We start from the raw sequence: 21,307 nt of genomic DNA on the forward strand, positions 1-21,307 counted from the left end.
CCCTCGGTCGTCTACTGGAGCCAGTCCGACTCGGCGGCGGCCGGTGTGTCCTCGCCGGCCTTGCCCTCGTTCGTGTGGATCACGACCTTGTCGACGAGGGAGCCGACTTCGGGAGCGGCGGTGGCGCCGTTGTCCGGGCCGCACCACTTCACCTTGCCAAGCTCCACCGCGGCGTTGGGGGCGGCGCAGGTGCCGCTGCGGATGTTCTCGACCACGAGCTTGTTGCCGCGCACCTGGACCCGCACGTACGTGCGGACGTGCTCCTGGTTCTCGACCGAGTTGGCCCAGTGGCTCTTGGGGTTCAGCGGGTCGGGGCCGAAGTCCGAGCCCACGACCGGAGCGGTCAGGTCGTAGTACTTCGAACCCGACGCGGAGTTCGCCGTCACGTAGATGACGCCGCCCGGGCCCTTGGACACCTCGGTGGCGCCCGGCTGCTCGTCCTGGTTCGCCTTCTGACCGTTCTTGAGCACGTAGCTGCGGGAGTAGCTGTGGTCGTGACCCTGCAGGACCAGGTCGACGCCGAGCTTCGAGAAGGCCGTCGGGAAGTCCTGACGGCGCACCTTGTTGTCGCTGTCGTTCGCGTGAGCGGCCGGCGAGTAGATCGCGTGGTGGTAGATGAGCACCGTGTGCTTGGCCTTGGCGCCGTGGGCCTTGACGACGTCGGTGATGTAGCCGACGTGCGCGGCGTCGGAGCCGTTGGAGTAGGCGTTGCTGTTGATGTCGATGAACAGCACGTTCTTGTACATGAACCAGTAATTGCCGCCCGACCGGGTGGTCGAGGCGCCGTTGTAGTACGGCGCGGAACGGTCGGTGTTCGGCGTCCAGAAGTGCTGCTCGTACGCCTTGCCGCCGACGTCGTGGTTGCCGATGGTGGCGGCCCACGGGTGCTGCCGCAGCTTGTCGGGCGCGAGGAACGCGTCCCACTGTGTCTCGGTGTTGGCGGTCTCGACCTGGTCGCCGCCGGAGACCAGCAGCTCGGCCTTCGGGTTGGCGGCGAGGGCGACGTTCAGAGTGTCCTCCCACCCGGCGCCGTCCTTCGCCACGTTGCCGGACGAGCCGATCTGCGGGTCGCCGAAGAACAGGAAGTCGAGGTTGTTGCCGTTGAAGTCCTGGGTCGTGAAGGAGTACGTCGGGGACCAGCTGCCCTCGGCGCCGACCCGGTAGGCGTACGCGGTGTTCTGCTTCAGGCTGTCGATCGTGGCGTGGGCGTTGTAACCGCCGTTGACGACGTTCGCGGCGACCGTGGCCGGAAACGTGACGGCGTTCGCGGGGAACCGGCCGTCGACGACCTTGGACGCCGGCGCGACCTGGACCACCTGCGCGGTGCCGGCCGAGGAGTACCACGACACGACGCGCTGCGTCTCGTCGGCGCCCACGCCGAGGACGACACCGGTGAGCGTCACGCTGTCGGCGTGGGCCGCGGTCGCCAGGCCGCCGCCGAACACGGCGCCGGCGGTGAGAGCCGCCGCGGTGGCGCCGAGGGCCACCCGGCGCAGGACGAGCCCGGGATTATGTGTCCCCTTGTCGAGCTTCATGCTTTTCCATCCATGTGGGGGAATTAGAGCGATTTGCACGATTTCGGCAGTTGATGTCGCGGAGATGAACGTGGGGCAGGCGGACCGTTGCGCTTGCCGGAAGTTGTGATCTCAGGTTCCGGGCACTCGCTGCACGAACCACACCAGGCCCATCGCGGCCACACCCGCCGCGATCGCTCCGGTCGTCCACAGCCCCGCGATCGGCCGCCGGTGACGCAGCAGGGCGAGCAGCGGGAAGACGGCGACGATGATCGACAGCTGGACGGCCTCGATGCCCACGTTGAAGACGAGCAGCGACCACAGGAGCGTCCACGACCAGGCCTGGTCGATGCCCAGTGCCGAGGCGAAGCCGAGGCCGTGCACGAGGCCGAAGCAGAAGACCACCGCGAGCCGCGTCCGGCCCGCGCGGTCCAGTCCGAGGCGGCCGTGACCGGCCGTCTCGAGATCCGTGGCGTGTGAACGGCGGCGCCGGATCCGCCACAGGTGCCAGCCGGCGACGATCGCGATCGACAGGGCGATGACGGGCTCGACGAACGTCGCGGGCACCTCCACGAGGCCGAGGGCGGCGAGGACGAAGGTCACCGAGTGGGCCAGCGTGAAGGTCGTCGCCGCCAGCACGATCTCGCGCAGGCGGCGTGACCCGGCGATGAGCGCCAGCAGGAACAGGATGTGGTCGAGCCCGCCGAGCAGGTGCTCGGCCCCGAGCCGGAAGAACTCCCAGAACCGCTCGAACCGGGACTGCTGGGTGGAGAACGACGGATGCTGGGCGTCGAGGGCCGTGCTTCCGGATCTCAGGTCGAGGTCGTAGGTGACGATCGTCTTGCTGTCGCGCACGTACCCCTCGGAGCCGGCGAACAGCCCGCTGCGCACCTCGTGCGCCTCCGCGGACTCCGGGCACCGGTAGTCGAGGACCAGGCGCGCGTACGGGACGCCTTCGCGCCGCCCGATCGTGAAACCGCCGTCCTTGACCGGGGCGCACGCCGTGCCGCCCGCGGTGACGCCGAAGCGCTCGGTCACGTACGCGGCGACCGTCCCGGCGTGGGCGTCGAGCGCGGCGGCCTGCCGCGCGGCGTCACCGGCCTCGAACGCCGCGGTGCCCGCCCGGAAGAGCGGGTCGTCCTTCTCGTAGTCGGCGGCGGAGACGACGAGCAGGTCGTACTCCAGCTGGAGTTCGGCGCGGACGTGCCCGGTCGCGGGCGAGACGAGGTTGACGTAAACCGTCGAGGTGAACCCGTGGGCGAGAGCGGGCAGGGCGCCCAGCGCGGCGGAGAGGGCGCTGAACAGGACGGCCACGGCTGCGGCGGCGATGACAGCACAGACACGACGCCGAGCGGCGGGGGACATATGACTCCTTTTGGCTTTGGCGTACGAAATCTGGTCGATTGAGGTGAACGAGCGGTATCTCGGGCACGAACCGACGGCGAATCACGTTCGGCGGACGCGGTCTTCGCATCGGACATGAGGTAGGAAATAGGCGCAGTCCCCCGCCGCCCTTCGAAGGACGATCCCCATGCGCTCTCGGCTTCTGCCTGCCTGCACCCTGGCCGCGGCAGTCGCGACCGCCCTGCTGGCCGCCGGATGCGGCTCCGGCGACGACTGGTCCCGGCCGCACGCGAAGCCCACCGCCGTCGGCACCCCCGGCCCCGGGTTCTTCCCGGCCACGTCACCCGCGCCGGAGGCGACGATCACACCCGGGCCCGGCTCCTGGAACGGGGTCCGCCCGCCGGAGGGCTACCGCGTGGTGCTGCTCACCGCGGGGGAGGACCGCCAGACCAGGACGCTGGTGAACGCGGTGACGGCGTGGGCCGAGGAGACGCGCGTCAGCCTCAGAACCGTCACGGCCACGCGGCCGGACCAGTTCGTCGCGAGCATCAGCAGGGCGATGGAGATGAAGCCCGATCTCATCGTGAGCGCCGGCGACGACCTCGTCGACCCCCTGGCCCTGGTCACCCCCAACCACCTCGACCGGCAGTTCCTCGTGGTCGGCGCGGAGCTGGCCGAGCCCACCGCGAACGTCACCGCCGCCGACTGGGCCGGTGCGTCGTTCCGCGGCGAGGGCCTCGGCATGTCCTCGACGTACGACCCGGCCAGCTTCACGCCCGAGCGGGCCGGACGTGCCGTACGGGCGGGCGTCGCGGCCGTCCTCACCGGCATGACCGGCATCGTCATCTTGCTCGATTAGGGCCGCTCGGGGGCCGGCGGCGGGACGGGCGGCGGCCCAGCGATTAGCATCCGATCATGACCGGTGGCGGCCGACCGCCCCCGGCCGCGTTCGACATCGCCGAGCACCAGCGTCACCCGCACCACGGACCAGCCCCCGCCCCGCGCAGACCACGCGCGCCGGGCCGTTTCGATCGGGAGTAGACCTTGTCGCAGACGACTCAGCCGCCTCAGCCGATGTTCGGCGTCTCCGTGACGCCCACGCCCGACGTGGCACTCGTCCGGGAGCTCACGGTCACCGCCGAGCGCCACGGCCTCGACCTCGCCGGTGTGCAGGACCACCCGTACGCGGCGCAGCTGCTGGACGCCTTCGCGGTGATCGGTGACCTGCTCGCGCACACCGAGCGGATCCGGATCTTCCCGGACGTCGCGAACCTGCCGCTGCGCCCGCCGGCCGTGATGGCCCGCACCGCCGCCGCGCTCAACCTGCTCTCGGGCGGCCGGTTCGAGCTCGGCCTCGGCGCCGGCGGCTACTGGGACGCCATCGCGGCGATGGGCGTGCCGCGGCGCTCTCCGGCCGAGGCGCTGCACGCGCTGGAGGAGGCGGTCACGATCATGCGGGGCCTGTGGCGCCCGGGCCGGAGCGTGACCTTCCACGGCAAGTACTACGACGTCTCCGGCATCCAGGGCGCCGACCCCGGGCCGTCCCCCGTACGGATCTGGCTCGGGGCCCAGGGGCCGCGCAGCCTCGCCCAGACCGCGCGGATCGCCGACGGCTGGGCGGCGCCGATCCCCTCCTACCTGCCGTACGAGCGCTGGCCGTCGTGCAACGAGATCGTCGACCGGGAGGCGGTGGAGCACGGACGCGACCCCCGCTCGATCCTGCGCATCGCCCAGATCCCGGGAGTGGTCACGGCGGGCGGGCGGCCGGGCACGACGCCGCTCCTGCGCACCGGCGCCGACCCGCTGCGCGCCGACGCCGACACGTGGGTGGCCGAGCTGACCCGCCTCGGCACGGAGCAGCCCTTCGGCGCCTTCGTCTTCTGGCCCGAGGAGCAGTCGGCCGACCAGGTCAAGCGCTTCGCCGAGGACGTCGTGCCCCGCGTGCGGGACAACCTCACCCGCTGAGCGCGCGATCCGGGCCCCGCGTCCGCCGGTCGGTGGACCGTACGCGGACGGGGCCCGGAGCCGCACGGGGCCTGGAGACGTGCGGGTCACGGAGACGTGCGGGTCACGGAGACGTGCGGGTCACGGAGACGTGCGGGTCACGGAGACGTGCGGGTCACGGCCGGACGGCCAGCACCCGGAAGCCGATCCCACGTGTCGTCCGCGTCACCGACTCGAGCTCGAAACCGGCCTGTTCCAGGAACGGCCGGGGATCGCGGGTGAGGTAGTCGGCCGCGGACCGCACGAACAGCGGTTCGGCCAGCCGCATCCCGGCCCGGATCACCGGGTTGCTCGACGGCCCGTGCTCGGCCAGCACGAACCGCCCGCCGGGCCGGAGCACCCGGTGGGCCTCGCGCGCCGCGGCCGCCGGATCCGGGATCGTGCACATCGTGAACGTGGACACCACGGTGTCCGCGACGCCGTCGGCCAGGTCGAGGCGCTGCACGTCGCCCTGCCGCAGCTCCACCCGCTCACCGAGGCCGGCCCGCGCCGCCCGCCGTCGCGCGAGCTCCAGCATGCGCTCGGACAGCTCGATCCCGACGACCGTGGTGCCGGCGTCGTACAGCGGGAGGTTGAGCCCGGTGCCGACCGCGATCTCCACGACGTGACCGCGCGCCTGCCCGACGGCCCATTCGCGGCTGCCCGGGAGAAGACGGCGCTCCCAGGTCAGCATCTGGCCGTCGTATCGATCCGCCAGCCGGTCGAACACACGGCGTACGTCGTCATCCGTGGTGGCCCGCATGAATCGACCCTACCCAACGGGCGACCTCGCGGATGGTTTCACCGAATGGTGACGACGTTGCGATTCAACACGTTCTCGAGAAGGCCGTCGAAGACGACGACGCGGGATGCCGGAGGGGCCGTGATCCTCACCTTCGCACCCCAGTGGTGATACCGCGTGTCCACGACGTTGGTGTAAACGGTGCTGACCCATTCGTCGTCGCGGGTGAACTCGTAATCCTTTTCCTCCCACCGCGTGACCAGGCGAACCGGCAATCCGTTCTCACCGACGAACAGCCTGAACGAGACCTTGTGCTTGTCCGGATTACTGGGACCCTGCTCCGCGTACAGATCCTGCGTCCTGAGGGTGCCGCGATATTCGCCCGGGCGGTGGACCACCGCCTTCGAGATCACGAATTTGAGCCTCGCGGGGCTCAGCACGTCGACGACCTGGTCCCCGCGCTGGCCGTAATCTCCCCAGGTCGCGGTATTCCTGCCGAATCTGGTCCAGGTCTTCCCCGCGGGCATCGGACCCCAGCCGAAACCCTGGACATAGGTGTCGGGCCCCACGTTGACCACGCGGAGCGGGTCGCGCAGGTCGTCCAGGTGCTCGCGAGGAGTGCTGGCTTGGAGCGCGGGGGTGATTTCCAGCCTGGAGGTGAGGTCGTAGCCGGATACTCCGGATTTCCCGAATCCCATCGAGCCGGTGGTGTGGCTGACGTAGGTCTGCCTGGAACTGCTGGAAGTCACCCGGGCCGTTTCCGAGACCAGCACTCCACGTCCGGGCGCGAACTGCTGCCCGAGCGCCTTGACCGGCTGAGTGGGCGAATCGGCGTGCGCGGCGCCGGAGAACAGCGCCGTGAGCATACCGAACACGACGCCGGCGACCGTGAGACGTTTCATTTCTCCCCCTGGGCTGAAAGCACGCTCGAAATCCTGTCGGCTTCGAATCACGAATCGATCTCGATATCGGCAGGGCTTCGATTCCCGGCGTGCGGCACACCCGGTGCGCCGGGTGAAATGTGCGGAGAGCCGCTGGGTGAAGCTGACCAAGGAGTCCGCGCAGCTTGTCGACAAGTACGGGCTGAGGACAAGCTCGAAGTCGGGTCTCAGTACCGGTGTGCTGGAGGGGAACAGCGGCCAGATCAAGGGATTCGTCGAATTCGCGAAAGGGCCCCGATCGGTTCTGAGCAACCCGGCGGTTCTGGCCGGAGCCGCGGGGATCATGGCTCAGCTCGCGATGCGACAGACCATGGACGAGATCACCGACTATCTCGCCGCCATCGACGAGAAGGTCGACGACGTGCTCCGCGCCCAGAAGGACGCCGTGCTGGCGGACATGATCGGAGTGGACCTCGTGATCGAGGAGGCCATGACCATCCGGGAGCAGGTGGGCCGGGTCTCCGAGGTCACGTGGTCGAAGGTGCAGGCCACGTCGGTGACGATCGCACGGACCCAGGCGTACGCGTTGCGTCAGCTCGACGCGCTCGCGGAGAAGACGGAGCACAGCACCAGAATCGGCGATCTCGCCAAGACGTCCAAGGAGGCCGAGCCGAAGGTTCAGGAGTGGCTCGCCGTCCTGGCTCGCTGCTTCCAACTGCAGGACGCGATCGCCGTGCTCGAACTCGACCGGGTGCTGGACACCTCTCCGGAGGAGCTGGACCGGCATCGCCTCGGGCTTCGGGCCGCACGGCGGAACCGGCTGGATCTCATCTCACGGAGCACCGGGCGTCTGATGGCCCGCATGGAAGCGGCCGCCGGCACGGCCAACGCGAAGGTGTTGCTGCATCCGACCGCGTCCCGGGCCGTGGTGCAGTCGAGCGACCAGGTCGCGATCGCCGTCGTCGACTTCCACGGGCGGCTCGGGATCGAGCGCGACCGGCGGTCGTTGGAAGCGAGACGATGGGTGGACGCGGCCGCGGAGGTGCGGGACAAGGTGCTCGAGACGGGGGCGGAGGTGCGGGACAAGGTGCTCGAGACGGGAGCGGAGGGCGTCGATGTCGCCAGGCAGCTCGGTAACGAGACCCTCGACCGGGCCAGATCGGTGACGGGCAGGCTCTCCAGCGGGATCGCCGAGCGGGCGCTCCGCCGCCGCGGGGACGACGGGCGAGCCTGAGGGAGCGCCGGTCGCCGGCCACCTGAGCTCTCATCCGGCGCCTCCGCGACACTGCGCCGCCGGTGGGAGGCGGATCAGTACGCCACGGTGAAGCGGGTCCGGTGGTGGCGCGGCCGTTCGGCCTCGTCCAGCAGCGCCACCGCGAGGTCCTCCATCGAGATGCGGGACTCGCCGTCGGCGTCGACGACGAGTTCGTCGGCGCCCACGCGATACCGGCCGGTCCGGGCGCCGGGGACGAGCACGTCGGCCGGGCTCAGGTAGGCCCAGTCCGCGGTGGTGTCGGCCCGGCAGGCCGCCAGCTGGGCGACGCACGCCGACGCGATGGGCAGCAGGAAGGACGGGTAGCCCGGCCGGTCCATCAGCGGGCCGCCGCCCTCGACGGTCAGGCTGCCCGCGCCGCCGACGAGCAGCAGGCGCACGCCGGTCTTGGCGCATGCCGCGAGCAGCGTGGTGGCGACCGCGACCAGCTCGCCCTCGGCGCCGGGGGCCGGGCAGGTCGCCGTGATCGCCAGGTCCTGCCCGGCGATCGACGCGACGACGTCGTCCATGTCGGTCGCGTCCCCGGTACGCACGCGCACCCCACCGTCGACCCCGCCGGGCAGCCCGGCGAGCCGCACCGCGGTCCTGGCCACGGCAGTCACCTCGTGTCCGCGGGACACGGCCTCGGCGACCACACGCCTGCCCACGTTCCCCGTCGCGCCGAACACCGTGATGCGCATGCTGTTACTCCCTCTCGATCCGGGTGGTTGCCGTGGCGGTAACCTTGCGGTGTGCCCGATCATGTGGACCACGTTCTGCAGCAGTGGGCCCATGCCCGCCCCGACCTGGACGTGTCTCCGATGGCGGTCTTCGGCCGGCTGTCGCGGCTGACCCAGCTCGTCAACAACGAGCTGCGCCGCACGTTCGCCGAGCACGACCTGGACCCCTCGTCGTTCGACGTCCTGGCCACCCTCCGCCGTGGCGGCCGGCAGGCCCCGGCCGAGCTGATGCGCTCAGCCATGATCACTTCCGGGGCGGTCACCCAGCGCCTCGACCGGCTGGAGGCGCGGGGCCTGGTGACCCGGACGCCGAGCGACGTCGACGGCCGCGGTGTCCACGTCGATCTGACCGAGGCGGGCCGCGAGCTCATCGACCGCGCCCTGCCCGACCACGTGGACACCGAACGGCGCCTGCTCGCCGGGCTCACCCCCGCCCAGCGGGAGAACCTGGCCGAGACTCTCAGGCAACTGCTGGTCTCGCTGGGCGACGAGCGGGCGTCCTAGACCCGCTTGGCGCCGGACACCACGAGCGACGTCAGGACCACGAGCCCCGCGGCGACCCACAGCACGCCGGTCACGGCGACCGCGCCCACGATGAGGCTGGCGAACAGCGCTCCCAGGGCGATCGCCAGGTTGAACATGCAGGTGTTGAGCCCGGTGGCGGCCTCGACGCCCTGCGGCGCCGCCTTGATGATCCAGGTCTGCACGCTCACGGGCAGGCCGCCGAACGCGAAACCCCACGCGATCAACAGGATCGACCCGGTGACCGCGTTGCCGCCGAGGAACGGGAACGCCGCCAGGACGACCGCGAGCGCGACGCTGACCACGACGATCGTGCCGCGCACGTTGCGGCCCGCCCACGAGCCGGCGATGAGGTTGCCGGCCATCCCGGCCACGCCGTACGCCAGCAGCAGCGGGCCGACGAACGTCGCGTCCACACCGGAGACGTCCTGCAGGATCGGGCTCACGAACGTGAAGGCGCCGTAGTGCCCGGACACCAGCAGGAACGTGGCGATGACGCCGATCCGGACGGCGGGCGTGCGCAACTGCTCGCCCAGCGTGCGCAGCCGGACGGGCTCGGTCGCCGGCATCCGCGGCAGCAGCACGGCCAGCGCGATCACCAGCAGGAGCGCGATCGCGGCGACCACGCCGAAGGCGACGCGCCAGCCGGTGAGCTCGCCGACGAGCGTGCCGGCGGGGACGCCGAGGACGTTGGCGGCCATGGCGCCGAAGAAGATCAGCGAGGTGGCCCTGGCGACGTGCGCCTCGGGGACCAGGCGGACGCCGAGGCCCGCGGCGAGCGCCCAGAACCCGCCGATGCTGACGCCCACGAACAGCCGCGCCACCATGAGCACGGCGTACGTGGGGGTCAGCGCGGACACGACGTTGGCCACCAGCGCCAGCAGGATCAGGCCGAGCAGGACCACCCGCCGGTCCAGCCCCCGGATCGCCACGGGCAGCAGCGGGGCGGTGACGGCGGCGACCAGACCGGACACGGTCACCATGAGACCGACTTCGCCGTCGGTGACGTTCAGGCCGCCGCCGATGGCCGTGAGCAGGCCCATGGGCAGGTTCTCGACGGTCACCACCAGGAAGGTCCCCAGCGCGACGGCGATCACCGCGAGCCAGTTCTTGATGGGCACGCGATCCGGTCTGCCGGCTTCGGCGGAGACGGACTCGATGACGGTCATCTGGTTCCTCCTGTGCGCGTGGCCCGGTCCGGGCAGGGGAGAGCGGACGTTCGTGCGTCGGCTGGGCAACTTCGCTTAGCACTAAGTGACTTTAGCTTAGTGCTAAGCGATTGACCAGAGGGGCCGGTGACGGCACCCGGCGGCATGTGGCGGTACGGGCGGGCGCGCGATCCGGCGATCGCGCGCCGGAGGGCGGGGAGCCGCGCCGGCGGATGATCCGGGGAGAGCGATTGTCCGTGGCGCATTGTCACCACCGCCGTTTCTCGCGCGTGCTCTGGGCACTCCGAAACGGAGGCTAGTTCCGCGTTTTCCGCCGGGTCAACGAAAGTCGTCCACGATGCGGGGCGAGCCGTTTTCCGGTAGGGGTCGAGTGGGGTTGGCCGCCGTATTTCCCCGCCCGGCTCTGGGGCACCCGAAAAGTCCGCAGGTGTCCAGGATTGTCCTGACATGCTTATGGGGCTGCTAGGGGTTGTGAGAAAAGTGCGCCGCGGCCAATTCTGAATACGCCTCGCCAGGCCAGAGTATTCGCGCCGCAGCTGATCCGGCGCGAAAGGCCGAACTGTCGCGGGCAGCTCAATGCCATCGTTCGTGGCCGATTGCAATTCGTTTCCGACCGAGGCCGCTAAGGCCGGTTCGAAAGGCGGGTCAACATGCAGGGACTTATTCAGGTGGCCGGTGTCATCGACCAGGCCGAGGCGGACCTCATCCGCGAGGAGGGCGCGGACTGGCTCGGCTTCGCCCTGCGGCTGCCGGCGAAGAACGAGGACCTGTCCGAGGAGGACGCCGCGGCGATCGTCAAGGAGATCCAGCCGGAGCACAGGGGTGTCGTGATCACCTACCTGACCGACGCCGAGGAGATCAAGACCTTCTGCGCGGAGCTCGGCGTCACCGCGATCCAGCTGCACGGCGACGTGACGGGCGAGGAACTGCGGAAGCTGCGGCGCATCGCCCCCGACCTGTACGTGCTCAAGAGCCTCGTGGTCAAGCAGGACAACCTCGACGAGCTGGCCACGATCGTGGACGAGGCGGCCGAGTGGGTCGACATGTTCATCACCGACACCTTCAACCCGGCCACCGGTGCCAAGGGCGCCACCGGTCTGCTGCACGACTGGTCGATCAGCGCGGAACTGGTCCGGATCTCGCCCAAGCCGCTGATGCTCGCCGGCGGGCTGAACCCGGACAACGTCGCCGCCGCGATCGCGGAGGTCCGCCCGGCCGCCGTCGACGCGCACACCGGACTGGAGGACCCGGTCACCCGCCGGAAGGACCGGCTGAAGGTGCGCAAGTTCGTCGACGAGGCCCGCAGGGCCTTCGCCGAGCTGCAGGCGGGTGAGAAGGCATGACGATCACGACAGCGACCACGACCGGGCCGGCGCTCGACACCGTGCACCTGCTGCCGCAGACCAGGCAGCTCCGGGCGCTGCACACGATCATCCGGGACCGGCACGCCGACCCGGAGCGCTTCGTCACCACGTCGGGCCGGATCATCCGCCAGCTCATCGAGACGGCCCTGGACCTCCTGCCGTACGAGCCGTTCGACGTGCAGACCCCGGTGGGGCGCACCTACCACGGCCTGCGGCCGGCCACCGGGATCTGCGGGGTGTCCGTCCTGCGCGCCGGGGAGAGCATGGAGCACGAGCTGCGGGCGATGTCGCCGGGAGTGCGGATCGGCAAGATCCTGATCCAGCGCGACAAGGTGACGAAGCTGCCGCGGTTGTACTACTCCGCGCTGCCCGCGGACATCGACCGGCGGAGCGTGCTGCTGCTGGACCCGATGCTGGCCACCGGCGGGACCGCGCTGGCCGCCGTCGAGGTGCTGCTCGGCCACGGGGTCGCCGTGGACGACATCGTCTTCGTCACCCTGCTGTCGGCGCCGGAGGGCATCGACGCGGTCCACGCGCGTCACCCGAACCTGCGGATCGTGACCTCGGCCATCGAGGAACGGCTGAACGAGAACGCCTACATGATCCCCGGCATCGGCGACTTCGGCGACCGGTACTTCGGCACCGACATCACACGATGAACGCCGGCGCCGCGTGATCGGCGCGGCCGGCGTCTCGCCGCCGGTCATCCGGCCCACGGCCGCGCCGGGCGCGGCCGTGGCCGCCACGGCGCCGAGGGCCGCGGCTTCCCACCAACTCTTGTCCGCTCATCGCAGGGGGAGGAAATGACCACCACTCCAGTCACTGAGGCGAGGCGGGAATCACCCGAGGACGTCTGTCTTCCCGATCTGCTCGACGCACAGGCCCGGACGCGCCCGGACGACACGGCGGTCGTCTGCGGGGACCGGCGGCTGAGCTTCCGCGAGCTCGCGGAGGGCGGCGCGGCCCTCGGCGGGCACCTGCGGGAGCTCGGCGTGGACCTCGACGAATGTGTGGGGCTGTTCGTCGAACCGTCGATCGACCTGATGGTCGGGGTGTGGGGCATCCTGCGGGCCGGCGGCGCCTACCTCCCGCTGTCCCCCGAATATCCGGAAGAGCGCCTCCGCTACATGATCGAGGACGCCGGCGTGCGGGTCGTCGTCACGCAGGACGAGCTCGTGGCCAGGCTGACCGAGCTGGCGCCCGCCGGGACGAGGATCGTCACCCTGAAGGACGCGGCGCGGCCCGCGGGCTCGCCCGGGGGCGACCGTCACCCGGGCCTCCGGCCGGGCAACCTCGCGTACGTCATCTACACCTCCGGCAGCACCGGCAAGCCGAAAGGGGTGATGATCGAGCACCGCAGCATCGTCAGCCAGATGCGGTGGCTGCGGGCCGGCTACGGGATCGGCCACGACAAGACCGTCCTGCAGAAGACGCCGATGAGCTTCGACGCGGCGCAGTGGGAGATCCTCGCGCCGGTCTGCGGCTCGGTGGTCGTCGTGGGCCCGCCGGGGGTCTACCGGGACGCCGAGCGGCTGATCGAGGTCATCAGGACGCACGACGTCACCACGCTGCAGTGCGTCCCGACGCTGCTGACCGCGCTCGTGGACACCGAGGAGCTGCACGGCTGCACGTCGCTGACGCAGGTCTTCACCGGCGGAGAGGTCCTGTCCAAGACGCTGGCGACGAGCTTCTTCGACACCCTGCCGGGGTGCGAGCTGGTCAACCTGTACGGCCCCACCGAATGCACGATCAACTCCTCGGCGTACACGGTGGACCGGGCGAGCGTCGGCGAGGGCCCGCACGCGATCTCGATCGGCGCGCCGGTCGACCGCACCGACTACCACATCCTCGACCTGGGCGGGTCGCCGGTGGCCGTCGGCGAGATCGGCGAGTTGTTCATCGGCGGCGTCCAAGTCGCCCGCGGCTACCTGCACCGGCCCGAGCTGACCGCGGAGCGGTTCGTGGACAACCCGTTCGGCGAGGGCAGGTTGTTCAGGACCGGCGACCTCGCGTACTGGAACACCGACGGCACCGTCCAGTTCGTCGGCCGCGCGGACAACCAGATCAAGCTGCGCGGGTTCCGGGTCGAGCTGGACGAGATCAAGCTGGCGATCGAGACCCACGACTGGGTCAAGCACGCCGCGGTCATCGTCAAGGACGACCCGCGCACCGGATTCCAGAACCTGATCGCCTGCGTCGAGCTGAATCCCAAGGAAGCGGCGCTGATGGACCAGGGCAACCACGGAGCCCACCACCAGTCCAAGGCGAGCAGGCTCCAGGTCAGGGCGCAGCTGTCCAACCCCGGGGTCCGGGACGCCGCGGAGCTCGACGGCAGGCCGGTCGTCGACCTGCCGGGCAGGCAGGCGACCGCGCGGCAACGCGCACTGGCCTTCGCCCGCAAGACCTACCGGTTCTACGAGGGCGGGGAGGTCGGCCGGGGCGACATCCTGAAGCTGCTGGCCAGGCGGGCCGAGGGCGCGGACTCCCGCGGCCTGGACACCCTCGGCCTGGCGGAGCTCGGCGAGATCCTGCGGCACTTCGGGCAGCACATCAGCGAGGAGCGCCTGCTGCCGAAGTACGCCTACGCCTCGCCCGGGGCGTTGTACGCGACCCAGCTGTACCTCGAGATCACCGGGTTGGACGGCCTGCGGCCGGGCTACTACTACCACCACCCGGTGCTCCACCGGCTCGTGCTGATCGGGCCGGCCGAGGAAGGGCCGCAGCCGCGGGTGAAGGTGCACTTCGTCGGCAAGAAGCGGGCGATAGAACCGGTCTACAAGAACAACATCCGCGAGGTCCTGGAGATCGAGACCGGCCACATGGTCGGCCTGTTCGAGGAGGTGCTGCCCGGGCACGGCCTGGACATCAGGGCCCTGGAGTACGCGCCGGCCACGAAGGACCACCTGGACTGCGCCGACGAGGACCACTACCTCGGCACGTTCGAGCTGGTCCCGTACGCGGGGCCGCGCCCGGACGACGTCGACCTCTACGTCCAGGCGCATCCCGGCAGGGTCCCCGACCTGCGGGCGGGCCAGTACGCCTACGAGAACGGGCGGCTGCGCCTGATCTCCGACGAGCTCATCCTCAAGAAGCAGGTCATCGCGATCAACCAGCAGGTCTACGACCGGGCCTCGATCGGCGTCTCGGTGGTCAGCAGGAACGACGAGGACTGGCTGCGCTACATCGACCTGGGCCGCACGCTGCAGCACCTGTCGATGAACGACGTCAACATCGGGTTCATGTCGTCCGGATACAGCTCGAAGTCCGGCGACGCCCTGCCCTCGGCGCGCCGGATCGACGGCATCCTGCGCTCGGTCGGCCGGCCCACCGGGCCGTCCTACTTCTTCATCGGCGGCCGCGTGAGCGACGAGCAGCGGTTGAGCGAGGGGATGAAGGAGGACCTGGTCCACATGAAGGGGCCGGCGGAGATGATCAGGGACGACCTGATCAACTTCCTGCCGGACTACATGATCCCGAACAAGGTCGTCGTGCTGGACCGGCTCCCGTTCACGGCGAACGGCAAGATCGACATCAAGGCGCTGGCCGGGTCCGAGGCGACGAACGTGGACAACGACGACCGGCCGTACGTCGCACCGCGGACCATGACGGAACGCCGGATCGCCGACCTGTGGAAGAAGGCGATGAAGCGGGAGACCGTCTCGGTGGAGGACGACTTCTTCGCCTCCGGCGGGAACTCGCTCATCGCCGTCGGGCTGATCAACAAGATCAACCGGGAGTTCTGCGGCTCGCTGCCCCTCCAGGTGCTGTTCGAGTGCCCCACGATCGAGAAGCTCGCCCGCAGGCTCGACGGACGCGGCTCCGAGGCGTGCTCCCGGCTGGTGCCGCTGCAGCGGGAGGGCGCGGGCCGGCCCGTCTACTGCTGGCCCGGCCTCGGCGGCTACACGATGAACCTGCGCACGCTGGCCGCCAGGATGGGCGCCGCCCGGCCCTTCTACGGCGTCCAGGCGTACGGGATCAACCCCGAGGAGATTCCGTACGCGACCATCAGTGAGATGGCGGCCGAGGACGTCAAGGCGATCCGGCGGGTGCAGCCGTCCGGGCCGTACACGTTGTGGGGCTACTCCTTCGGCGCGCGCGTCGCGTTCGAAGCCGCCTACCAGCTGGAGCAGGCCGGCGAGCGGGTGGAGCACCTGTTCCTGATCGCGCCGGGCTCGCCGAAGGTCCGCTCCGCCGCCGCGCCCGGGCACGAGCGCGAGGCCGGCTTCGGCAACGAGGCGTACGTGACGATCCTCTTCTCGGTCTTCGCGGGCACGATCACCGGGCCGCTGCTGGAGCGGTGCCTGGCCGAGGCCGTGGACGAGGAGAGCTTCGCGGCCTTCGTCCACCGCAGCTTCCCCGACCTGGACATCGACCTGGTGCGCCGGATCATGCGCGTGGTGGCTGAGACCTTCGAGTTCAGCTACACCTTCCGCGAGCTGGCCCGGCGCCGGATCGACGCGCCGATCACCATCTTCAAGGCCAGGGGCGACGACTACTCGTTCCTGGAGAACAGCAGCGGCTACTCGGCGACGCCCCCGGTCGTCGTCGACCTGGAAGCCGATCACTACGGCCTGCTCAAGGAGCCGGACATCGACGAGCTGGCCGGAGCCATCGGGGATCGTCTCGGGACCCACCGTAAGGAGATCATCATGCCGCACGTCAGCATCAAGCACTTTCCCGTCCCCCTCACCGAGCAGCAGCACTCCGACCTGGTCGCGGCCGTGACCAAGGCGATGACGAGCGCCTTCGGCTGCGAGGAGGGCTCGGTGTCGATCATCCTGGAGCCGGTCGCGCAGGAGCAGTGGGACGAGAAGGTCTACATCCCGGAGATCCTCAACCAGAAGCACAAACTGAACAAGCTGCCGAACTACGGCCCGGCCGCGGCGAACTGAGGGGCCGGCGATGACCAGGGAGCACGGACGCATCCCGCTGGTCTACAGCGAGGAGGTCGCGGACGCCCTCGCCGAGGGCCGGCCGGTGGTGGCGCTGGAGTCGAACGTCATCACGCACGGCCTGCCCTATCCGGACAACGCCGCCACCGCGCGGAAGGTCGAGGACGCGGTGCGCGCCGGGGGTGCGGTCCCGGCCACGATCTGCGTCGAGGGCGGCCGGTTCAGGGTCGGCATGACGGACGAGGACGTCGAGCGGTTCGCCTCGACCCCCGGCATCCCCAAGGTCAGCAGCCGGGACCTGCCGGTGATCCTCGCCCAGGGCGGGCTCGGCGCGCTGACGGTGGCCAGCTCGGTGGTGGCGGCCGAGTTGGCCGGCATCCCGTTCTTCTCGTCGGCCGGCATCGGCGGCGTGCACCGGGGCGCGGAGAAGACGATGGACGTCTCCTCCGACCTGATCCAGTTCACCCGGTCGAAGGTGGCGGTCGTCTGCGCCGGGGCCAAGAGCATCCTCGACCTGGGCCTGACGCTGGAGTTCCTGGAGACCCACTGCGTGCCGGTGGTGTCGTACCGGTCGGACGACTTCCCCGCGTTCTACTGCGTGTCCAGCGGCTTCCGCAGCCCGCAGCGGCTGGACGACGAGCAGGTGATCGCGCGGGCGGTGGAGAACCACTGGGCGCTGGGCAACCGCAGCTCTTTCCTGATCACCACGCCGGTGCGGGAGGAGGACGCGATCGACGCGTCCGAGGTGGACGCCGCCATCGCCGGCGCGATGGCCGCGGCCGACCGGGACGGCGTCCGCGGCAACGCGATCACGAAGTACCTCATGCGCGCCGTGGACGCGGCCACCGAGGGCAGGTCGTCCAGGGCGAACATGTCCGTGCTCGTCAGCACGGCCGAGGTCGGCGGCCGGCTGGCCGCGGCCCACGCGCGGTACCTGCGGGAGACCGACTGATCCGCCGCAGACCGCCCCGGAGCCCCGAAGGCTCCGGGGCGGTCCGCTGTGCCGGGGCCGCACGAACCGGAAATCAATGGCGCTCGGGGCATAGCGCCGGAGCCGGTTCGCGCGATAGAAACGTCCCACACATTTTTCAGGGCTTGATGTAAGTCAGGCTCGCGGAGAGAGCGCTCTCTCGCTGCGTGACGCAGCGGAAAGGACGACCCGTATGACGACCCAGACTCCTGGAACCGGGAGTCCCACCGGGCGGCGCCCCGGCCGCCGGCTGATCGGCCGGGCGTTCACGGCCGGTCTCGTGCTGACGACCGCCGTCGTGACGGCGGGAGCGACGGCCGCCACCGCCGCACCGGTCCATGGAGACCACGGCAACCACGGCAACCACGGAAACCCGGGGGCCGTCGACCTCGGGCCGAACGTCACCGTCTTCGACCCGAGCATGCCCGTCGACCAGATCCAGGCGACCCTGGACGCGGCGCACGCCGCCCAGGTCGACAACGAGATGGGCACCGAGCGCCACGCCTACCTCTTCAAGCCCGGCACGTACGGCACCGCCGAGCGCCCGCTTCAGATCAAGGTCGGCTACTACACCGAGATCGCCGGTCTGGGCGCCTCGCCCACCGACGTCGTCGTCAACGGCAAGATCGAGGTCTACAACCGCTGCCTGGAGAACAACGGCACCGGCAACTGCCTCGCGCTCGTCAACTTCTGGCGCACGCTGTCGAACCTCTCGATCAACGTCAACGCGGCGGGCCAGGACGGCTGCCGCCAGTCGGCGAACTTCTGGGCCGTCTCCCAGGCGGTCTCCATGCGCCGTCTCAACGTCACCGGCGGCACCCTGTCGCTGATGGACTACTGCACGGCCGGCCCGCAGTACGCCAGCGGCGGCTTCATCGCCGACTCCCGGCTGCCGTCCGTCACGAACGGCTCCCAGCAGCAGTGGCTGACCCGCAACACCGAGGTCGCCGGGTGGTCCAACGGCGTGTGGAACCAGGTCTTCTCGGGCGTCGTCGGCGCGCCGGACGAGTCCGGCTTCCCGGACCCGCCCTACACCACGATCGAGAACACCCCCCTCAGCCGGGAGAAGCCCTACCTGTTCACCGACGCGCAGGGCAGGCTCGGTGTCCGTGTGCCGGACGCCAGGAAGAACACGCGCGGCGTCTCCTGGGCCGACGGCATGACGCCGGGCCGTACGGTGCCGCTGTCCGACTTCTTCGTCGCGAAGCCGTCCGACTCGGTGCAGGCCATCAACAGCCAGCTCGCGCGTGGCAAGAACCTGCTGCTCACGCCGGGCGTGTACGACATCGCGCGGAGCATCGAGGTCAAGCGGCCCGGCACGGTGGTCCTCGGCATCGGGCACGCCACGCTCACCGCCGTACGCGGTGCGGTCCCGATCGACGTCGCCGACGTCCCCGGCGTGATCGTCGCGGGGGTCACCGTCGACGCGGGCACGCAGAAGTCGCCGGTCCTGCTGCGGGTGGGCAAGGAACACGGCGAGCACGGCGGCCACCGGGCGCCGGCGGACGACCCGACGACCCTGTCCGACGTGTACTTCCGGGTCGGCGGCCCGCACGTCGGCAAGACCGAGACCGCTCTCGAGGTCAACAGCGACAACGTGCTCATCGACCACACCTGGGTGTGGCGCGCCGACCACGGCGTCGAGGGCTTCACCGACACGCAGCGCTGGAACACCAACATCGGCCGCTACGGCGCCGTCATCAACGGCGACCGCGTGACGGCGACCGGCCTGTTCGTGGAGCACTTCCAGCGCTACAACACGGTCTGGAACGGCGAGGACGGCACGACGATCCTCTACCAGAACGAGCTGCCGTACGACCCGCCCACCCAGGCCGACTGGATGAACGGCAAGGTCGAGGGCTACGCCGGCTACAAGGTCGGCGACCGGGTGAAGAGGCACAACCTCTATGGCGCGGGCGTCTACGTCTTCAACCAGAACAACCCGCAGATCCACACCGAGAACGGCTTCGAGGTCCCGCAGACCCCGGGCGTGCGGCTGCACCACATCATGACGGTCAACCTCAACGCCGGGACGATCGACCACGTCGTCAACGGCGTCGGCGACGCGGCCGACACGACCAAGGTCGGCGTGCCGCAGTACATCGCGGACTACCCCGCCAAGTAGCCGGTGGGCCGGAGTCCCCGCGACTCCGGCCCATCCCTTTCACCGGTCGTCGCCGGACTCGCAGCGCCGCTTGAGGCCCTCCGCCTCCGTGCGTACGTACCTGCGGGTGCGGCCGCCGACCAGCAGGCCCATCAGCGGCGCCAGCGGTCCGGACTGGACGATCCCGAGCACGACCGACACCCCGCCGTCCCGGGGCGTGAGCACGTGCGTCCCGAGCGTGGTCACGCCCCCGCCGGCCGCCTGCCAGGCGAAGGACCGGCCTTCGGTGAACTCCGTCACCTGCCAGACCATCGAGGGAAGCCCCGGCTGCTTGATCCGTACGCGGCCGCCGAGGTGCAGCGGGCCGTCCCCGAGATGCTCCACCGTGGTCATGGTGGGCGTGAACTCGGGCCATCTGACGACGTCCGCCATGACCCGCCAAACCCGCTCCGCGGAGGCGTCGATGTCGACGCCCGTCTCGAACCGCATGTCAGCTATCACTCCTTCGCCCGCCGGGGGATCTCCCGCGCGGTGCCGGTGGTCGACGTGGGCGCCGGGGTTGATCGGCACGGCGACCACGTAATCGCACATGTGTCCCACTTCGCAATGTGATCCGGGAAGCGCCCGCCGCCCAACTGCCCGCCGTTCCTGCCGAACTGCTAGGTCCTCGGGTGCGGCGCCGTCACCGTCGTAGTCAGGGGTTGTCGTGTCGAATATCGTGGTGGCGCTCGTCTGCGCCATCGGTCCGGTGTGCGTGCTGAACCTCGTCTTCACCGTGGGGACGGCCCGGCGGCTGCGTGCCTCCGCCTTCTCCGTGGGGTGCGGGGCGTGCGAGGAGCGCCTGCCGGAGTTCGTCCGGTTCGCCGAGACCTTCCCGGGAGGCCGGGAGCGGGTGCCGGCCCTGGTGGTCGGCACCGACGGCGTCGCCGAGAAGCTCGCGCGGCTGTCGGCTGGGAGGCCGGCCCGCTGTTCACCGCCGCGTGCGTCACGCTCACGCTGCCGACCGCGCCGGCGCCGGTGGTGACGGCCTGACTGACCAAGCTGGTGCTGGACGCGATCGCCACGCCCTCGGGTCGCTCGTGGCCGGTGTCGCGTCATCCCTTCGCGGTCGACCGACGGGAGAGGGCGCCGTCCTGCGGGCGGTTCCCGGCGACGAGATGGGCGTAGACGATGACGTTGTCGCGGTAGTGCCCACGGGCGGTGTCGAAGTCCCCGCCGCACGTGATCAGGCGTAGTCCGGGGAACCCGACCATCCCGTAGACCTTGCGGGTGGGAAAGCGGTCCTTCGGCACGCGCTCCAGGGAGTCCACCTCGAAGACCACCTGGGAGCGGTCTTTCCTGGAGATCCTCACCGTGTCGCCCGGACGCAGGTCGCCGAGGCGGAAGAAGACACCGGGCCCCTCTTTCGAGTCGACGTGGCCGGCGATGACGGCGGGACCGCGGGAGCCCGGCGACGGGCCGAGCCGGTACCAGCCTGCCTCGTCGACCCTGTCGAGGGGCGGGACCTCCAGTGTCCCGTCCGGGTTCTTGCCCAGCGTCATCAGCGTGGTCCGCACGCCGATCTTCGGGATCTCCAGCATGACCGGCGGTGACGACGGCAGCGCGCGCGCCGTGGCCTTCGGCTGCGCCCGCGGGGTCGAGACGCTCACGGGAGGCGCGGGCGGCGCCGCCTGACGGTCGCCGGAGCGCCCGGCGGCGACCGCGACGGCGACCATGACGGCGACGGCGGCCGCGGACAGGACCAGGAGGACGGCGACCGTAACCCTGCCCAATTAATCACCGTTCCTGCGCCAAAAACTTCGGAACACATCCTACGTCGCCTTGATGTAA

18 protein-coding genes are annotated in these 21,307 nt (G+C 70.4%); 10 read left to right on the plus strand and 8 right to left on the minus strand.

The annotated features are described in order from the left end of the window. Positions 1-11: 11 nt before the first annotated feature. Positions 12-1,535 (minus strand): fibronectin type III domain-containing protein, encoded by a 1,524-nt coding sequence (locus ACWEQG_RS28880; RefSeq protein ID WP_452289472.1) that lies wholly within the window; start codon positions 1,533-1,535, stop codon positions 12-14. 111 nt (positions 1,536-1,646) lie between these two features. Beyond that, positions 1,647-2,879 (minus strand): HupE/UreJ family protein, encoded by a 1,233-nt coding sequence (locus ACWEQG_RS28885; protein WP_452289474.1) that lies wholly within the window; start codon positions 2,877-2,879, stop codon positions 1,647-1,649. A gap of 166 nt (positions 2,880-3,045) precedes the next feature. Here ACWEQG_RS28885 and ACWEQG_RS28890 point away from each other — a divergent pair, with 166 nt between their 5' ends. Together ACWEQG_RS28890 and ACWEQG_RS28895 are read left to right on the plus strand one after the other, a co-directional pair. Then, positions 3,046-3,717, plus strand: a complete 672-nt coding sequence (locus ACWEQG_RS28890; RefSeq protein WP_452289476.1) for a hypothetical protein — start codon at positions 3,046-3,048, stop codon at positions 3,715-3,717. Between the two features lie 185 nt (positions 3,718-3,902). Beyond that, entirely contained in the window at positions 3,903-4,823 is a 921-nt protein-coding gene (locus ACWEQG_RS28895) for an LLM class flavin-dependent oxidoreductase (protein ID WP_452289477.1), read from the plus strand. 154 nt (positions 4,824-4,977) lie between these two features. Here the strand turns inward: ACWEQG_RS28895 and ACWEQG_RS28900 are convergent, their stop codons facing one another. Together ACWEQG_RS28900 and ACWEQG_RS28905 are read right to left on the minus strand one after the other, a co-directional pair. Further along, positions 4,978-5,604 carry a class I SAM-dependent methyltransferase gene (locus tag ACWEQG_RS28900; protein WP_452289479.1) on the minus strand — a complete coding sequence of 209 codons (627 nt, stop codon included), beginning with the start codon at positions 5,602-5,604 and terminating at the stop codon, positions 4,978-4,980. A 38-nt stretch (positions 5,605-5,642) separates the two neighbouring features. Then, the gene (locus ACWEQG_RS28905) at positions 5,643-6,485 is read right to left on the minus strand and encodes a hypothetical protein (protein WP_452289481.1); all 843 of its coding nucleotides are present in this window, start codon (positions 6,483-6,485) and stop codon (positions 5,643-5,645) included. 136 nt (positions 6,486-6,621) lie between these two features. Here ACWEQG_RS28905 and ACWEQG_RS28910 point away from each other — a divergent pair, with 136 nt between their 5' ends. Then, complete coding sequence (locus ACWEQG_RS28910; protein ID WP_452289483.1) at positions 6,622-7,698, plus strand: hypothetical protein; 1,077 nt, start codon at positions 6,622-6,624, stop codon at positions 7,696-7,698. A 74-nt stretch (positions 7,699-7,772) separates the two neighbouring features. On the opposite strand, the gene ACWEQG_RS28915 is transcribed toward ACWEQG_RS28910, so the two are convergent. Next, positions 7,773-8,417 (minus strand): NAD(P)-dependent oxidoreductase, encoded by a 645-nt coding sequence (locus ACWEQG_RS28915; protein ID WP_452289485.1) that lies wholly within the window; start codon positions 8,415-8,417, stop codon positions 7,773-7,775. Between the two features lie 51 nt (positions 8,418-8,468). On the opposite strand from ACWEQG_RS28915, the gene ACWEQG_RS28920 reads away from it, so the two are divergent. Then, complete coding sequence (locus ACWEQG_RS28920; protein ID WP_452289487.1) at positions 8,469-8,960, plus strand: MarR family winged helix-turn-helix transcriptional regulator; 492 nt, start codon at positions 8,469-8,471, stop codon at positions 8,958-8,960. Here ACWEQG_RS28920 and ACWEQG_RS28925 read toward each other — a convergent pair. Further along, complete coding sequence (locus ACWEQG_RS28925; RefSeq protein WP_452289488.1) at positions 8,957-10,147, minus strand: MFS transporter; 1,191 nt, start codon at positions 10,145-10,147, stop codon at positions 8,957-8,959. The genes ACWEQG_RS28920 and ACWEQG_RS28925 overlap by 4 nt on opposite strands. Positions 10,148-10,797: 650 nt before the next feature. On the opposite strand from ACWEQG_RS28925, the gene ACWEQG_RS28930 reads away from it, so the two are divergent. From ACWEQG_RS28930 to ACWEQG_RS28950, 5 genes are all read left to right on the plus strand, one after another. Further along, complete coding sequence (locus tag ACWEQG_RS28930; RefSeq protein ID WP_363461692.1) at positions 10,798-11,490, plus strand: phosphoribosylanthranilate isomerase; 693 nt, start codon at positions 10,798-10,800, stop codon at positions 11,488-11,490. Next, a complete protein-coding gene (gene upp / locus ACWEQG_RS28935) occupies positions 11,487-12,170 on the plus strand; it encodes a uracil phosphoribosyltransferase (protein WP_363461690.1) in 684 nt (227 codons plus the stop codon). Before ACWEQG_RS28930 ends, upp begins: the two co-directional genes overlap by 4 nt. Positions 12,171-12,314: 144 nt before the next feature. Beyond that, complete coding sequence (locus ACWEQG_RS28940) at positions 12,315-16,403, plus strand: amino acid adenylation domain-containing protein (RefSeq protein WP_452289490.1); 4,089 nt, start codon at positions 12,315-12,317, stop codon at positions 16,401-16,403. Between the two features lie 10 nt (positions 16,404-16,413). Then, positions 16,414-17,355: a pseudouridine-5'-phosphate glycosidase gene (locus tag ACWEQG_RS28945; protein ID WP_452289492.1), complete on the plus strand. Its 942-nt coding sequence runs from the start codon at positions 16,414-16,416 to the stop codon at positions 17,353-17,355. 211 nt (positions 17,356-17,566) lie between these two features. Then, the gene (locus tag ACWEQG_RS28950; RefSeq protein WP_452289494.1) at positions 17,567-19,498 is read left to right on the plus strand and encodes an adenylyl cyclase; all 1,932 of its coding nucleotides are present in this window, start codon (positions 17,567-17,569) and stop codon (positions 19,496-19,498) included. 39 nt (positions 19,499-19,537) lie between these two features. On the opposite strand, the gene ACWEQG_RS28955 is transcribed toward ACWEQG_RS28950, so the two are convergent. Further along, complete coding sequence (locus ACWEQG_RS28955) at positions 19,538-20,068, minus strand: SRPBCC family protein (protein ID WP_452289496.1); 531 nt, start codon at positions 20,066-20,068, stop codon at positions 19,538-19,540. 115 nt (positions 20,069-20,183) lie between these two features. On the opposite strand from ACWEQG_RS28955, the gene ACWEQG_RS28960 reads away from it, so the two are divergent. Next, on the plus strand, positions 20,184-20,501 hold the full coding sequence (locus ACWEQG_RS28960; protein WP_452289498.1) for a hypothetical protein: 318 nt from the start codon (positions 20,184-20,186) through the stop codon (positions 20,499-20,501). A gap of 70 nt (positions 20,502-20,571) precedes the next feature. Here the strand turns inward: ACWEQG_RS28960 and ACWEQG_RS28965 are convergent, their stop codons facing one another. Next, entirely contained in the window at positions 20,572-21,249 is a 678-nt protein-coding gene (locus ACWEQG_RS28965; RefSeq protein ID WP_452289500.1) for a class F sortase, read from the minus strand. Positions 21,250-21,307 lie beyond the last annotated feature (58 nt).

This window comes from Microbispora sp. NPDC004025 (assembly GCF_053604425.1).

Coding starts and splice junctions, on each gene's coding strand:
- ACWEQG_RS28925 (WP_452289488.1), bottom strand. CDS start 10,147: ATGACCGTCATCGAGTCCGTCTCCGCCGAAGCCGGCAGACCGGATCGC.
- ACWEQG_RS28900 (WP_452289479.1), bottom strand. CDS start 5,604: ATGCGGGCCACCACGGATGACGACGTACGCCGTGTGTTCGACCGGCTG.
- upp (WP_363461690.1), top strand. CDS start 11,487: ATGACGATCACGACAGCGACCACGACCGGGCCGGCGCTCGACACCGTG.
- ACWEQG_RS28945 (WP_452289492.1), top strand. CDS start 16,414: ATGACCAGGGAGCACGGACGCATCCCGCTGGTCTACAGCGAGGAGGTC.
- ACWEQG_RS28955 (WP_452289496.1), bottom strand. CDS start 20,068: ATGTGCGATTACGTGGTCGCCGTGCCGATCAACCCCGGCGCCCACGTC.
- ACWEQG_RS28940 (WP_452289490.1), top strand. CDS start 12,315: ATGACCACCACTCCAGTCACTGAGGCGAGGCGGGAATCACCCGAGGAC.
- ACWEQG_RS28915 (WP_452289485.1), bottom strand. CDS start 8,417: ATGCGCATCACGGTGTTCGGCGCGACGGGGAACGTGGGCAGGCGTGTG.
- ACWEQG_RS28880 (WP_452289472.1), bottom strand. CDS start 1,535: ATGAAGCTCGACAAGGGGACACATAATCCCGGGCTCGTCCTGCGCCGG.
- ACWEQG_RS28930 (WP_363461692.1), top strand. CDS start 10,798: ATGCAGGGACTTATTCAGGTGGCCGGTGTCATCGACCAGGCCGAGGCG.
- ACWEQG_RS28885 (WP_452289474.1), bottom strand. CDS start 2,879: ATGTCCCCCGCCGCTCGGCGTCGTGTCTGTGCTGTCATCGCCGCCGCA.
- ACWEQG_RS28950 (WP_452289494.1), top strand. CDS start 17,567: ATGACGACCCAGACTCCTGGAACCGGGAGTCCCACCGGGCGGCGCCCC.
- ACWEQG_RS28905 (WP_452289481.1), bottom strand. CDS start 6,485: ATGAAACGTCTCACGGTCGCCGGCGTCGTGTTCGGTATGCTCACGGCG.
- ACWEQG_RS28890 (WP_452289476.1), top strand. CDS start 3,046: ATGCGCTCTCGGCTTCTGCCTGCCTGCACCCTGGCCGCGGCAGTCGCG.